A 14,895-nucleotide genomic window follows, 5' to 3' on the forward strand; every position below is an offset into this window, starting at 1 on the left:
GATCAGACATGTTCACCGCTCGTTTTTGAACCGTGAATCACGCCGCAAAACGGAAATCAATGGGTCCTGACCCTAGATGTTTTCGCATCTTTTCATTACCCAATAACGGATTGCGCGAAACGGAACTTGATTGCCGACGCAGCGGTTTGTCAAAGCGAGATAGGTTCCCTCTTACAAAACTGCTGCGTGCTTGGCTGCATCAAAGGCTGCCGGGTCAGCTTGTACGTTGCTTGTAATACGTGTCTTTATGGACAATCAGCCCGTCTCGGTAGGTCAGGATGTCAACGCTTAGAAACTCTTCTTTTGAACCATCCTTGTGCACGGCTGTACGGCGATATTCGCAATAAGCCTTGTTGCCGGAAATAGCGCAGTCGAGCGTTTCCCAATGCACGTTCGCGACCTTTTCGAACAGGGCTGCAAAAGCACCACGAATGGTTTCGGCTCCTTCCAGACGCACGCCATGTTCTTCGGGGCCAACAGCGTGATCAAATGTAGCGTCGGTTGCGAAGTGTCTCATTACGGCATCGATGTCATTGGCGTTAAACGCGTCACCGACAGAGTCGACTAGGTCTCGGGTCAAAGCGGTCATGATTTCGGTCCTTTTCCTTGAAGCATATCGCAAGTGTGTTTGAAGAAGGGGCTCGCCGGGTCGACCAGCACATTCAGTTCGTCAAAGTGATCCACATCGGGCACGAAATAGAGACCCATCTTGCGGTCTGCTGTTTCGTATTTTTCGACATACATTTGTGCCTGCCTGTGGAACTCGTCGGTTTCTGCGCCGCCGACGACGACCAGCTGAGGGGCATTGGTACCCGGTGGGTGCTTGGTCATCGGGCTTTCGGCCTGGGCTTCTGCCGGATCCATTTGGATGCCCGCATTCAAAGCCTCGGTCAGGCGGACCGGCTCAAGATAGCTGAGCGGTGAGACCGGAATGCCAGATTTAATCAGGTCTGCGGGCAAGTCATCGTCAAATGCCGGCCAATCGGTCGCCATCATCATCTGGGTAATATGGCCGCCAGCGGAATGGCCCATAACGCAGAGACGGTCTGGATTGATGCCCAATGCGCCCGCATTGCGCCAGACAAAGGACATGGCCTCACGCGCTTCTTCTGAAATTCTCGTGATGGTCACAGACGGGCAAAGATCGTATCCGATGACAACAACATTGAACCCCGCCTCAACAAACGGCGGCGCAATGAAGCTGTAGATCGATTTGTCGCCACGCTGCCAATAGCCGCCGTGGAAATAGACCAATGTCGGTGCGGCGGTGTCCGCGCAGCGGAAGACATCCAGCTTTTGTTTTTCACCTTCTCCATAGCGGATATCCAGGCTGCAATCGGATGTTGCACGCGCGTGGGCGCTGTCGCGGCTCCACCCGGGAATGACGGTCACTTCATAGTCCGGCCGCCCAGCCCGCAAATTGTACTGCGCGTCGAATTCGTCAGGGCTGAACCGGGTGTGGAAAGTCAGGTGATCACTCATGATACTGCCTCCGATTGGGGCGCGGAAAAGAACGCGCCGCGACAAAAGACCAGCGGAGGAACGGGTGCATGGGCATAGTTCACGACACGTCCCAAGAGGATTTCATGATCACCTGCATCAACCCGGTTGTGCACGGTGCATTCCAGATGCGCAGATGCACCGGGGACCAAAGGCGTCTTGGCCCCAGGAGTCCATTCCGTATCGGCAAACCGGTTTTCCACATTGCTGGCAAAATGCAACGCCAGAGCTTTCTGATCCGCGGACAGGATGTTGACCGCGAAATGATCAGACCTGGACAGCGTCGGGAACACGCGACCCGATTTTGCGACACAGACAGAGATCACAGGCGGTTCGAGTGAGACCGAGGTGAAGGAGTTGGCGGTCAGGCCCCATGGCATGCCCTCGGGGTCATAAGTGGCCACGATTGTGACCCCTGTCGGAAAAGCGCCAAGCGCACGGCGAAAGTCACGCAAGTCCATCACAGAACTCCTTCACTGACACAGGCCTTTTCAAGGGCGGCCCACTCATCCGGGTTTGTGCCGAAATGACGCATGACGTGACCCCGGTATGCGGGGCGTTCCGCCAATCGTTCGTACCACGCTTCGACATTGGGCAACGGTGGGCGGTCGACCTCGACATTGAAATAGCGATACGCCACGCAACCCAGCGGAATATCCGCCATGGTAAAGCTGTCGCCACAGACATAGGCCTTATCCGCAAGGTGCTGATCCAGAATGGTCAGTGCTTCATGCGCCTCATCGCGAAGTTTGGCGATCTGTTCCGGGTCCCGTTGGCCGGATTGGGTGCGCACAGTTGCAAAAAACAGGTAAATCACCGGCCCGAAGGCACGGCTGGCGGACCACTCCATCCATTGATCCGCGATGGCGCGGGTCTGTAGGTCAGAGGGGCTAAACGTTCCCGCGCCGTACCGGTCGCAGAGATACCGCACAATGGCGAGGCTTTCCCAAAGCGCGAAATCCCCATCGCGGATCGCCGGGATCATTTTGTTGGGATTGATCTGCGCGTACATATCAGTGTCGAGCTTGCCAAAGCTGCCCCCGGCCAGTTGCAGCGTATAGTCCAATCCCAACTCATTGGCTGTCCAAATCACCGGAATAACGTTTGATGAATAGGGCCGCCCCCAAATTTCAAGCATGTTCCAACATCCTTTTCTGCGCGATGGATTGTGTCCCGAATTTTGGAACGACATGCTCAAACAGTCGATGCCAACTGGACAGGATTTTCTCATAGGGAACGCCAGTGTATTGCTGCATCAACATGAGGTGGTCGAGGCCGATGGTTTCCTGCCGCTCGGCAAAACGATCCGCTACATATTCGGCGTCACCAACCACAATGATCCCGCGTTTATTGAGGAAATCGAACCAATCCATCTCTTCGTCCTCAGAAGTCATCTCTTCGCCGACATCAAGATAGCCATGTTTTGTCCACTCGCCCTTGGGGCGCGACCCGCCGAGGAATTCGTAATAGGCATTGATCGGGCCACGAATAGTGGTCACAGCCTCCTCCATGCTTGCACCAACATAGAAGGCCGTGCAGACGCCAACGCCTTCCCCTGGTTTCACATTGCGCCCTTCACGTTTGGAAAGCGCCTCGCGGTAGGGTTCCCAGCAGGCCAGTGTCGCCTTGGGTCCAGCGGCCATCGAGATCACACCCCACCCTTTTTCACCAGCAAGCTTGAATGTAGGAGGCGCATTCGACATGAGCCAGACCGGTGGGTGCGGATCAGAATACGGGCGTGGATGCACGTATATCGCTTTGTACTCGCCATTCTCGTCGTGATAGCGCGGGTCCAGCGGTTCAAAAAAACGGTTGGTTTCTTTCCAGCCTGGAACTGGGAACTCATAGAACTCACCTTGATGGGTGAAGGCGTCGTTGGTCCACGCCTTCAGAATAATATCCAGGCTCTCTTGATAGAGGCGCATCACCTTGCCGTTGTCGCGCCGATCCGCGTCCGAATTGAACTGGATAGTCGAGCGCTCATTGATACCCTTGGCGACACCAAAATCGAACCGGCCCAGCGACATGTTATCCAGCATCGCCGCGTCTTCGGCCACGCGCAATGGGTGCCAGTCCGGCAAGATGATGGGCGCCGTTCCAACCCGCAGTTTTGTGCAATGAGCAGCCACATGCGTACCCATCTGGATCGGGTTGGGCGGCGCGTTCATATAGCCGTTATGGGCAAAGTGATGTTCTGTGAACCAGGCGGTCGTGAATCCAGCCTGCTCTGCCAGCGAACATTGTTCGAGGATCATCTCCAATGTCCGGGTCCAGGGAATCGTCTCACCAGGACTGAAATTGGCAATCAAATCAAAGCGCATAGCGATCTCCCGGACAGATGTGGTAAGTTGAATTATTACCCAATTTTCAACTAAGTTGAATTTTACTCGAAAAATCAACAAAAATCTCTTATCCCGAATGCATGAATAGCAACGTTACTGATACTGACACTCAACGGCTTGGCAGCGAAATCCGCGAAGTGCGCAAGGCGCGTGGCCTGACGTTACAAGACCTTTCGGAAACGGTATCCTGCTCGACGGCGTATCTGAGCCGGATCGAGCTGGGATCAGCAAAAGCATCGGCGGAGCTTCTGCGAGAGATCAGTGAAGCGCTCTCGGTCGATCCCAACTGGTTCTTTCCCAAGCAATCGGGTGCCGGACCATTGGAGCGCAAACATGTCGTACGCAAAGAAAATCGCAGGGCGCTTTCCAACATGTACACGCGTACAACCCAGGAGTTGGGATTCGAAGACGAACTGCTATCCAGCACACTATCCGGACAATGCTATCTGATCCTGTCCCGGTTTCGCCCAGGGGCCGGTACACCGCCCGAACCCCAGGAAGGCTATTCCTTCGAGGGCGAGCAACATGCGATCGTCTTGAGTGGCGAAGTGGAGCTGCGCCTTGGTGAAGAAATCATAGTTCTTCGCAAAGGCGACAGCTTTTCCTACCCTTCAATGATCGCGCATCGGTTCCGCAACCGGACTGACAAAGAGGCCACAATGGTCTGGGCGATGTCGCCAATACGGATTACTTGGTGATTATTGGCCAGCCATCGCTATTGCGAGAATTGCTTTTGATACAAAGCAACGGATAATGGCATTCGGAAAAGCCCACAGGTCTGACCTAGCTGCTTGGGCCAAAACCAGTCATTTGGTCAATAGAGACAACAGTTGGCTTTGTCCTGCGATCTGTAAATTCGACCACTAATCGCCGCTACCGTCTGCATGAATGGTTACCCCTTCCGCTGAACAGCAACACCAGATTCTCCTCTCGCACTGCATTTGAGACACTGCGTGCGCTCGCAGCTAACCATCGCGATCTCGCTCTCTTCGATATGGCCATCGACAGTAAATTGTGCGGCTGTGGCTTGGTCACGATTGAAGTCTATGATGTCATGGCTTCTGGTCAGATCCATGAGCAAGCTTCAGACCTGCAAAGCAAGACTCAGAGACCCCTCCACTTCGAGATTCTTGAAGGAACCAGAACTCAGTCGAGAGGTGAATGGAAGACAAAACTAGGGTCGGGTTAGATTACTTTTTAGCAGGGCGTTTCCATGAGCGTTTGGGCATTTCAATGCGCAGATCGTGCGTGATTGGGCCAAGTCTATAGGTTTTTCTAACTCGTTGGTGCTGTCGTGTTGCTCTGCAGCGGAATTTGGTCTCTGTTGCAAGAAAGCCGTCTTATGAGAGGTCACAATGCCCCAAGCATCCGCCACCAATCGTCGTATTGTTCTCGCCAATCGCCCAACCGGACAACCGGACGAGAATACACTGCGCCTGGAAACCACGAGCGTTCCTGAACCTGGACCAGACGAAATGCTGGTACGTACGGTGTATCTGTCGTTGGATCCTTACATGCGCGGCCGAATGAATGACGCAAAATCCTATGCCGAACCCGTTCCGATTGGCGGTGTTATGACGGCGCAGGTCGTCGGGCAGGTGGTCAAATCCAACATCGAAGGATACGAAGTCGGTGAGTATGTGCTCAATACAAGCGGGTGGCAGGATTTTGCTGTCTCAGACGGAACGCAGGTCGTTAAGTTGGGGAAATCCCCGGACAACCCGTCTTGGTCGCTCGGAATTCTCGGAATGCCAGGCTACACGGCTTATGCCGGGCTTCTGAAAATCGGGGAGCCAAAAGCCGGTGAAACAGTTGTTGTGGCTGCCGCAGCCGGCCCGGTAGGCGCAACAGTCGGTCAGATCGCAAAGCTAAAAGGATGTCGCGTAGTGGGCATCGCAGGCGGTTCTGAAAAATGTGCTCATGTAGTCGAAAACCTTGGATTTGACGCATGTTTGGACCATCGATCTGATGATCTGGCAGCGCAACTGCGCGAGGCTTGTCCAAGTGGAATTGACGTGTATTTCGAAAACGTTGGCGGCAAAGTTCTCTATGCCGTATTGCCGCTCTTGAACCCGTTTGCACGGGTGCCCGTCTGCGGGATTGTATCCTGGTACAACCTGCCCGGCCTACCGGACGGCCCGGATATGGGCCCTGCGATCATGGGCACGATCCTGCGGATGAAAGTCAGAATGCAGGGTTTCATAATCTTCGACAACTTTGGTGCCGACGTGTATCAGGAGTTTGTCCGCGATATGACGGCTTGGCTCAAAAACGGTTCAATAAGCTACAAGGAACATGTGGTTGAGGGGCTGGAAAATGCTCCGGAAGCATTCAATCAACTGCTGGCCGGCGGAAACTTTGGAAAGATGGTCGTAAAAGTTGGTTAGCCGGACACGCAGCCAGACATTGCATCGTTCTTTGGATGGTTCCATCGTCAAAGTGCCGCCCAAAGCTGCAGTTGAGCCAAAGGTTCGATCTTCTCGGCTGATCCCGAAATCTGCCATTCGGGCGACTGGAAGGATGCGCCACTTTCAGAAGTCTAGTCCCCCGTCACGGCATTCGGATGACGCTCGACCGGGATTTTGCGTGGGGGCACATTGCTCTGGGAGGCGTGTATGTCGCCAGCGGCGACGCAAATGCAGCCGTCAGATACTCGAGTTTTTCAACACAATCGGCTCATAGCGGCCATCGAAGCAAACGCTGCATTCGATGATATTGTAATACGTCAACGTCAGGTTGGCGCTGACGTCAGACATCTCCCATCCCTCTTCAGGCGGAATTTGTCCGGCACCTTGCATGTAAATTTTCTGCTCCGGATCGCCGAAGAAGCCGAGACAGAAGCCTAGTGAAACCGCCTGCGCCACTTCGCGGAGCGCATCCACAAAGGCCGGGTCTGTGTCCTGACTTTTATCGGCAAAGATGACCGGAAAGCCTGCTGTGCGCGTGGGCCTCCGGCTTGTGCGCCAAGGACTCCGCTTGCAGGCCAAGGCAGTTCCTGATGACGTGCCGGTCCGCAACGGCCTAGACACAATGGCCGACAACCGAAAGATTGCCCAAAAAAAAGAAAGTGTTGCGCCATACATTCAACTTATGGATAGTTGATCCCACTCGAAATGTTCTACGGGCGGACAAAGCCTCTCGCTTGGTGCTTGTCTGCTACCAACTCAAGTTTCACTGTTAGCGAATGTGAGGGAGTGACCGATTATGCCAGTTTCGTATTTGAACAGGGCCGTCGCGGCCGGGTTCCTGATTTTAAGCATTGGGATTGCGCCGGCGCTTGCCCAGGAAGGCAGCGCGGGCGGCAAGCCGAACGTTCTCGTCATTTGGGGCGACGACATCGGCCAGTCCAATATCTCCGCATACACAATGGGGTTGATGGGTTATCAAACGCCGAATATCGACCGGGTTGCCAGAGAAGGTATGATCTTCACCGACTACTACGGTGAACAATCCTGCACGGCTGGCCGGTCATCCTTTATCATGGGCCAGTCGGTCTTCCGCACCGGCCTTTCCAAGGTCGGCCTGCCCGGTGCCAAGGAAGGTATGCAGATCGAAGATCCCACCATTGCCGGCCTCCTCAAAGCCGAAGGCTATGCCACCGGTCAATTCGGCAAGAACCATCTGGGAGACCGGGATGAACACCTTCCGACGAACCACGGTTTCGATGTGTTTTTCGGAAATCTCTACCATCTGAACGCCGAAGAAGAGCCGGAAAACGAGGACTACCCGAAGGATATGGTGTTGGCAGACGGCACGACGTTCCTTGAACGGTTCGGTCCGCGTGGTGTTTTGAACGTGACCGCGACCTACGGCGAAAATGAAATCACCCAGAATATCGAGGATACCGGGGCACTGACCCGGAAGCGGATGGAGATTGTGGACGACGAGACATCAGATGCTGCAATTGCCTGGATGGAAGAACAGACCAACGCCGGCACCCCGTGGTTCCTGTGGTGGAGCGGCACACGGATGCATTTCCGTACCCACGTCAGCGAAGAGAACCGCGCGCTCGCGGATGAGCTATACAATGGCGAAAAAGCTGACGAATACACTGCCGGCATGATCGAACACGACATGGATATCGGCAAGTTCCTCGAAAAGCTTGACGAGCTCGGCATCGCCGATAATACCATCGTGTTCTATTCCACTGATAACGGCGTCCATATGAACACATGGCCGGATGCCGGAATGACCCCGTTCTGGGGCGAGAAGAACACCCAGTGGGAAGGCGCTTGGCGGGTGCCTGCTATGGTCCGCTGGCCCAGTAATATCGCGCCCGGAACGATCTCGAACGAGATCGTGCATCACATGGATTGGCTGCCAACATTCCTGGCCGCTGCAGGCAATGAAACCATCAAGGAAGATTTGCTCGAAGGCATCACCGTTCCGGAAATGGCAGGCCGCGAGTATCGCGTCCATCTCGACGGCTACAACCTTTTGCCAATGCTTAAGGGTGACACGGACAAGAGCCCGCGTAATGAGATCTTCTACTTCACTGATGACGGCGACCTCGCGGCGATCCGGCTCAACAACTGGAAGATCACCTTCCTCGAGCAGAAGGCCTGGGGAACTCTCCGGGCCTGGATGGAGCCGCTGACGCCGCTGCGCGTGCCGCTGATCTTCAATCTGCGCCGCGACCCTTATGAACGTGGTTACCGGACGTCGAACACCTATTACGACTGGCTGCTCGACCATGCCTTCATGCTGGTGCCGGCCCAGGCTTATGTTGGGCAGTTCCTGGCAACCTTCGAAGAATACCCACCGCGGCAGGAGGCGGCTTCGTTCAGCCTCGACAAGGTAATGGAGAAGCTGTCGCAGCCGGGCGGCTCGCAGTAGACTCATCCCACTTCGTCCCGACGGAGTATTCCGTCGGGGCGCCTAATTTTCCGGTTGCCTCGGCATCCCTTTCCCTGCATTTGCGGAGGTTGTCCCTATGCGTGCTCTGCTAATTTCAATTCCTTTGACAATTCTGTTTGCATCAGCTCCGCTCGCTGACCCTTTGCCGTCTTGGACGGATACGGCCACCAAGGATCGGATCATTGCGTTTGTCGAAGGCATAACAGACCCGGATTCACCTGATTATGTCACCCCGGCCGCGCGTATTGCGACCTTCGACAATGACGGCACGCTCTGGGCAGAACAGCCGGTCTACTTTCAACTGCTATTTGCCATCGACCGATTGAAAGAAATGGCCGCTGCTGATCCCGGGGTGCTCACGTCTGACGTGCTGCGGGCCGCAGTCGAAGGCGACATGGAGACAGTGGCCGCCTCGGGCACTGAGGGACTGTTGGAAATCGTCTCCACCACCCACTCCGGCCTGACGGTGGACGAGTTCCAAGCCGCCGTGCGCAGCTGGCTGGACACGGCCAGGCATTCCGGCACAGGCCTGGCCTATGACCAAATGGTTTATCAACCCATGCTAGAGCTCTTGACCTATCTGCGCGATGAAGGCTTCCGTACTTACATCGCCTCAGGCGGCGGCCTGCATTTCATCCGGGTGTTCTCTGAAAGCGCATATAACATTCCGCCCGAGCAGGTCATCGGGTCCATCGGAAATGGCAGTTATTCCGCCGGGGACGGACCGCCGCGGGTGATGAAGGACCCCGGTTTATTCTTCATCGACGACAAGGCAGGTAAGCCCGTTGCTATCGAGGCCCGCATCGGGCGCCGTCCGGTGATCGCAGTGGGAAATTCCGATGGAGATTTCCAGATGCTTGAGTGGACTACTGCGGGCGATGGTGCGCGGCTGGGCATCCTGCTGCACCATACTGACAGCGAACGCGAATACGCTTACGGCCGTGAAAGCCATATCGGGCAGCTTGCACGCGGACTTGATGAAGCAGCCAGCCGCGGTTGGCTGGTAATCGACATGGCCCGTGATTGGGAGCGGATCTGGCCGAGCCGCGAATGAAGCCCTGCACCATCCCTGTGCATGAACGACCCAGAAAATCGGATAGTCCTCTGAAAATGCAGATTGTAGTCTTGATCCTTCTCTTGCTGCTGGGTCTGCCAGCGATGGCCCAGAGCCTTGACGGCTACTTGGGGTCGGATCGTTGCACCGGTTGCCATAAGGACAGCGCCACAGGCTGGGCAGGATCGCATCACGCTCAGGCCTGGACAACGCCGTCGCGGGAGACGGTCGCAGGTGACTTCGGCGGAACGGCCTTTCACCATGACGGTATGACTGCCCGGTTTCAGACAGGAGCGGAGGGCGAATACTACGTCGAGGTGATCGAAAAGGATGGATCGCAGGCGGAATACCAAGTGCATTCGGTTGCGGGGATCGAACCGCTGCAGCAATATCTTCTCGAGACCGAACCGGGGCAACTGCAGAGTTTTGACGTGGCCTGGGACACCGAAGAGGGGAAGTGGTTCCACCTTTATCCGGACCAGACCCTGCCTCCGTTGGATGGTCTGCATTGGACGGGTCCCTACAAGACCTGGAATGCGCGCTGTGCGGAGTGCCACGCCACCGGGTTCCGCAAAAACTACGACGCACGCCGTTTAAGCTATGCATCAACCCAGGTCGAAATAGGCGTTGGCTGCGAGGCTTGCCACGGACCGGGAAAGGACCACGTTGATTGGGCTGATACATGGGAAACGACAAGGACACCGCCGCCCGCAAACCATGGATTTCCTGTGGATTTCGCCGATCCTCGGCAGGCAGTCGAACAATGCGCGACGTGCCATTCCAGACGCGAAGCCAACTTGGACGGCAACCCGGTGCCAGGCACGCGTTTTCATGATGCCTACACGCTCGCACTTTTGCGCCCAGGACTTTACCACGCGGACGGGCAGATCCAGGACGAGGTCTATGTCTACGGCTCCTTTCTGCAATCTAAGATGCATGCTCGGGGCGTGACTTGCCTGAATTGCCACGGCGCACACAGTCTGGAGCTGAAGGCAGAAGGCAACGGCCTTTGCACCCAATGCCACAGCGCGGCGGGCAATCCGGATTTCCCAACACTCACAGCAGCGGACTACGACAGCCCTGCACATCACTTCCACCCGGAAAACAGCGCCGGAGCGAAGTGCCAGTCCTGCCACATGCCAGAACGCCTCTACATGGGCAACGACTGGCGCGCCGATCACTCCTTCCGCATTCCCCGGCCGGATCTTTCGCCGGTGACGGGAGCACCGGATGCCTGCACCGCCTGCCACCGCGGCCAGGACGCAGCCTGGGCAGCTGCACAGATTTCCGCTTGGTATCCGGACGACAGAAACCGTGGCCGACATTACGGGGAGGTGCTGGCGCGGGGGCGTGCCGATGCGGCAGCGGCCGCCGGCGACTTGACAGCGCTTGCGCAGAATACCAGCCAGCCGGGCATCGTGCGGGCCACTGCGCTCTGGCTTCTGGAGCAGTCCAACGACCCGCTGTTCGCCGCTAGGCTGACGGACCTGCTGCGGGACCCGGATCCGCTTGTCCGCGCTGCCGCGGCCTCTCTGCAGCGCCTTGCACCGCTTCAGGAAAGGGGCAAGCGCCTGGCCGCTGTATTTGCCGACCCTGCCCGCAATGTGCGCATGGCCGCTGCCCGCGCGATGCTGGGTGATACGGAGAACCGCCTCCAGAACGGAACCGCCAGAGAGCTGCAAGCCGCCATGGCTGAATGGCAGGATGCCATGGCAAACCGGCTCGATTTTCCTGAAACCCACCTCCAACTGGGCGGTGTGGCACTGACCATGCGCAACATGGGCATGGCCACATCCGCGTTCCGCGAGGTGGTGCGGCTGGATCCGCAACGGCTGGATGCATGGATGATACTGGCCAGGATCACAGCGGCAACCCAAGGACGCGTTGCTGCCGCCGCGGTTGTGGCAGAAGCTCTGTCAGCCAATCCGGAACATCCCGCACTTCTGGCCGCACAGGCAGAGCTGGAAGGAAAACCTGCGCCGCAAGGAGATAGCGAGTGACTGCTCTTGCCAGAATCCGGAACCTCAGAGCGGACGGCTGAGCTGCTCAGCTTCTGCTATCCCTGAAGCCACCCTGCACACAATGAAACGTTAGCTCAAAAGGCACTGCCTATGAAAACGATCTTGACCGCAATCGTGCCGGCAGTTGCCGGCATCCGGGCCCGCGTCTGCTCAGAATACTGACTGGAACTACGAGGCAACGATCTAACTGTTCGCGCCCGAGACCAAAACCGCAATCGATACACCCTCAGGGCAGATCAAGGGCGCACTCATGTTTGGCGACGCGCTTGAGAATCTGGACTTTGCCTTTATGGGAGCCTTTGCCGCCAGTAACGGGAAATGGAGCTTTCTCACCGACTATATGTACACGGACCTGTCCTTCGGCAACGAGATTGTATCTTTGATACTAGAGATGCGCCGCAACGCGTGCCAGCCCTCATTGGTGTCGGCAGACATCCACGGCATTTCTTCATGTAAAGAAGATACTGTCGCGTCCACCCAGTGCTCGTCTCTCGGCTCCACCAAGCGAACCTCATTCATTAGTGGGCGCAGTCGTTAGATTTCTTTCTCCGAAAGATGCCCAAGACCTGAGGCTTCAGCCCTGTGTTTTGGGATGCGCTGAACTAGATTTTTGATGCGCCGCTTGTCATCTCAAGTTAGCGCGACACCATCCGATAGTTCGCGAGCAACTTTATCGAAATCATCTCCGCCGAGATCGACCGAATGTTCATCGTCTCCGATGAATTCTCTGGCCAGCCGCGTTTTGCGCTATTTCTTCAAATATTCAGTGAACCGATGCGTAAGAGCATCTTTTTTAAAATTGGGATCAGTGGCGAGTAGGAGTTTGATAGTCTTCATAGCAGTTCCCTCATCTATCCAGTGAGAAAAACCGACCGACAACGTGCGAAGAAGAGTAGAATTGAGAAGCAGCCAACGGTCGGCCCTAACAGGGGCAGATCAGAGAAATCGTATGAGAAAGATATGCTGTGATGTCGTCATAGAATGAAACAGCCCTATTGCCGGACGCACGCTAATACCTTCGTACTATTGATACTGGCTGAGAAAGCATCTGTTAAGAAAATCAAACGCTTTCCCGCCCCTATGATAACAAGGGGATTTTGATACTTGGGCGACAAAGACCTTGTCTTTGGGCGAAAAAATCGCTGATTTGGGTCTCAATTGCTTGGTGTATCAACAACAAACTGTTCCGTTGGGCATAAATAACCCATAATCGGCAGCTCCCAAAATTTAAAGCATTGATTTTTATATATATTTATCATCACCCTTGATTATGCCGCGGCCACTTCGCCCATCTTGACAACTCATTGTCGCCCACAAAAAAATTTAGGCAACAAAAAGGCCGCCCCAAAGGGCGGCTGCTACTTCAGCTTTTTGTTCTTCTAGAATTCTGAGGTTCTGTAGAGCTCCACTCCCGCCGCTTTGGGTTCCCAAACTGGCAAGATCCCTCGAGATTTTAACTTCCTTCGGGCTTCCGGAACTGTTGTTGCCATTCTCGTCGCAACGTCGGTGATCTTTTGGTAGTCCACCTTGAAACGGTCCACGCTAGCAGGGCTAACAAGATCACGCATCTGCCCCATGTGTCTAGTTTGTCCGCAAATTGTCAGAACCGGTTCCATTCCGTCTGGTGGAGTTCGAAGAAGGAAGTCGACTGAGGTGGCAGAAAGGCCAAGCTTTCGCGCGACATCCGAAATCGATTTCCCGGGAGAACCAGTTCGGCAACCGAGTTTTTCACCCACTTCTGCCACGTCAACAAGTACAGATTGGTAACGCAGTTCTTCGTCGAGAAGCTCAACTCCAGTTAGTTGCCTATGGAGCAACAGTTCGACAATCTTGACAGCGGGCACTTTCAAGGCTTCGGCCGCGTTGGCAATTCCCAACACACCCTCTGAGGGTTCAGAAATGGACTGCCCGAAACTTCGCAAGCGGTTCACAAAACTGTCCAGGTCGTTGGCGTCAACTCCCTGAGCAATGCTCCTTCGGCCATCTCTACAGCCCGCGATTGGTTTAAGCATCCCAGCTTCGATGAGCTGCGCCACTTGGGGCCGTTTGCAGCCTAGATATTTTGGAACCTCAGAAATCGGAACCGAACGCCGCATCCTCCTGAGAAGGTCTTCAGAACGTGCAACGTCAATGGCTCCTAAATCCTGTTTCGCGTCATAGTCCGCAGGCAGCAGATCGGCGACCATCAGCGCATTTTGAACAGTTCTGGGATGCACACCAAACTTCTGGCTCAGCGACACTACAGAATGACGCCGCCGCTGCAAAACGAGTTCTCCAAACAGAATCGTTCCCGCACCAATTGGCATGGTTTCCAGAATATGCTCACGGAAAACCTCCCGAAATGGCCCAATCGGTTTTCGGTTTTTTTTGAACTGAATCCACTTATACAGAACACCGAACACACCTTGCGGCCCGGCTTGAATTTTTGAGCATGGCGTCTTCGACTGCACCGCTTCCAGCCCTTCTCTAACGCCTTCAGGGCCACGTTTTGTAAACTCGTACCCAACCGCCCCGGCCAAGTCCCAATCCTCTTGCGACAGATTTGGAAGATTTGCATTTGGACCAAATACGATACACGCACCAAGCATTTCAGATGCACGTGAGGCTAGATCAATCAGCTGCCCGTCCAGCCACTCTGGCCCTGGGCGCCCTTCAAGCCTGGCTTCAAGGTAAGATTGCAGTTCAGAGACGCGCCTCTGTTTCCCAATTTCGGCCAGCTTTGCCAATCGCGCTTCGTCTGGCATATGGGCAGCCAAATCCAGAAAGAGATTGCCTCGGCCTCTCCCAGGCTCTCGGACCAAAGGAACGGAATGAACGGGACAAGTTCTCACAGGTGAAAAAGCCCAATTGATCTTCCCAACCGGCATTCTCAACGACTGAGGGCAGTCCGAGATGTCGTTCAAGATGCATTGCGGGCAATAACTTACCCGATTGCCCGCAACGAACTCTGAATGAAACTCTTCATCTCGATGTTTGTAGTAGCGAAAGGCAAGCTGTTTGTATCCGCCCTGCGTAAGTCGCTCCGCAGGAATGCCGGTCAGCTGATGCTGTCCGTCGTCAGAGATATTCGGAGAGGTGAAGCGTTTTCGTAACAGAGGCTCTGGTTCGGTTTCTGTTTGAG

The 14,895-nt window shown here is 55.3% G+C and carries 13 protein-coding genes; 6 read left to right on the forward strand and 7 right to left on the reverse strand.

The genetic code is table 11. The annotated features are described in order from the left end of the window. Positions 1 to 214: 214 nt before the first annotated feature. The 5 genes from AC2FFF_RS19440 to AC2FFF_RS19460 are packed head-to-tail and all read right to left on the reverse strand — an operon-like array spanning position 215 to position 3,821. Complete coding sequence (locus AC2FFF_RS19440; RefSeq protein WP_271952617.1) at positions 215 to 589, reverse strand: nuclear transport factor 2 family protein; 375 nt, start codon at positions 587 to 589, stop codon at positions 215 to 217. Continuing rightward, complete coding sequence (locus AC2FFF_RS19445; protein ID WP_281973657.1) at positions 586 to 1,482, reverse strand: alpha/beta hydrolase; 897 nt, start codon at positions 1,480 to 1,482, stop codon at positions 586 to 588. Before AC2FFF_RS19445 ends, AC2FFF_RS19440 begins: the two co-directional genes overlap by 4 nt. Next, the gene (locus AC2FFF_RS19450) at positions 1,479 to 1,961 is read right to left on the reverse strand and encodes a flavin reductase family protein (RefSeq protein ID WP_281973656.1); all 483 of its coding nucleotides are present in this window, start codon (positions 1,959 to 1,961) and stop codon (positions 1,479 to 1,481) included. Before AC2FFF_RS19450 ends, AC2FFF_RS19445 begins: the two co-directional genes overlap by 4 nt. After that, positions 1,961 to 2,638, reverse strand: coding sequence for a glutathione S-transferase family protein (locus AC2FFF_RS19455; RefSeq protein ID WP_281973655.1), 678 nt, complete (start codon positions 2,636 to 2,638; stop codon positions 1,961 to 1,963). Before AC2FFF_RS19455 ends, AC2FFF_RS19450 begins: the two co-directional genes overlap by 1 nt. Then, the gene (locus AC2FFF_RS19460) at positions 2,631 to 3,821 is read right to left on the reverse strand and encodes an LLM class flavin-dependent oxidoreductase (RefSeq protein ID WP_281973654.1); all 1,191 of its coding nucleotides are present in this window, start codon (positions 3,819 to 3,821) and stop codon (positions 2,631 to 2,633) included. Before AC2FFF_RS19460 ends, AC2FFF_RS19455 begins: the two co-directional genes overlap by 8 nt. A gap of 101 nt (positions 3,822 to 3,922) precedes the next feature. On the opposite strand from AC2FFF_RS19460, the gene AC2FFF_RS19465 reads away from it, so the two are divergent. Both AC2FFF_RS19465 and curA read left to right on the forward strand, forming a co-directional pair. Next, positions 3,923 to 4,540: a helix-turn-helix domain-containing protein gene (locus AC2FFF_RS19465; RefSeq protein ID WP_142638879.1), complete on the forward strand. Its 618-nt coding sequence runs from the start codon at positions 3,923 to 3,925 to the stop codon at positions 4,538 to 4,540. A 657-nt stretch (positions 4,541 to 5,197) separates the two neighbouring features. Next, positions 5,198 to 6,229, forward strand: coding sequence for an NADPH-dependent curcumin/dihydrocurcumin reductase (gene curA / locus AC2FFF_RS19470; protein WP_281973653.1), 1,032 nt, complete (start codon positions 5,198 to 5,200; stop codon positions 6,227 to 6,229). Positions 6,230 to 6,487: 258 nt separating this feature from the next. On the opposite strand, the gene AC2FFF_RS19475 is transcribed toward curA, so the two are convergent. Beyond that, positions 6,488 to 6,724, reverse strand: coding sequence for a hypothetical protein (locus AC2FFF_RS19475; RefSeq protein WP_281973652.1), 237 nt, complete (start codon positions 6,722 to 6,724; stop codon positions 6,488 to 6,490). A 322-nt stretch (positions 6,725 to 7,046) separates the two neighbouring features. Between AC2FFF_RS19475 and AC2FFF_RS19480 the strand changes: the two genes are divergently transcribed. The 4 genes from AC2FFF_RS19480 (at position 7,047) to AC2FFF_RS19495 (ending at position 12,312) form a co-directional block, all read left to right on the forward strand. Next, positions 7,047 to 8,678: an arylsulfatase gene (locus AC2FFF_RS19480; protein ID WP_271952628.1), complete on the forward strand. Its 1,632-nt coding sequence runs from the start codon at positions 7,047 to 7,049 to the stop codon at positions 8,676 to 8,678. A 97-nt stretch (positions 8,679 to 8,775) separates the two neighbouring features. Continuing rightward, positions 8,776 to 9,753, forward strand: coding sequence for an HAD family hydrolase (locus tag AC2FFF_RS19485; protein ID WP_281973651.1), 978 nt, complete (start codon positions 8,776 to 8,778; stop codon positions 9,751 to 9,753). Positions 9,754 to 9,809: 56 nt separating this feature from the next. Then, positions 9,810 to 11,753, forward strand: coding sequence for a multiheme c-type cytochrome (locus tag AC2FFF_RS19490; RefSeq protein ID WP_281973650.1), 1,944 nt, complete (start codon positions 9,810 to 9,812; stop codon positions 11,751 to 11,753). 271 nt (positions 11,754 to 12,024) lie between these two features. After that, positions 12,025 to 12,312, forward strand: coding sequence for a hypothetical protein (locus tag AC2FFF_RS19495; protein WP_281973648.1), 288 nt, complete (start codon positions 12,025 to 12,027; stop codon positions 12,310 to 12,312). A gap of 841 nt (positions 12,313 to 13,153) precedes the next feature. Here the strand turns inward: AC2FFF_RS19495 and AC2FFF_RS19500 are convergent. Next, the coding region (locus AC2FFF_RS19500; RefSeq protein ID WP_496883075.1) for a TniQ family protein at positions 13,154 to 14,895 on the reverse strand (1,742 nt) is incomplete at its 5' end.

Source organism: Ruegeria sp. YTSA226 (assembly GCF_059609905.1).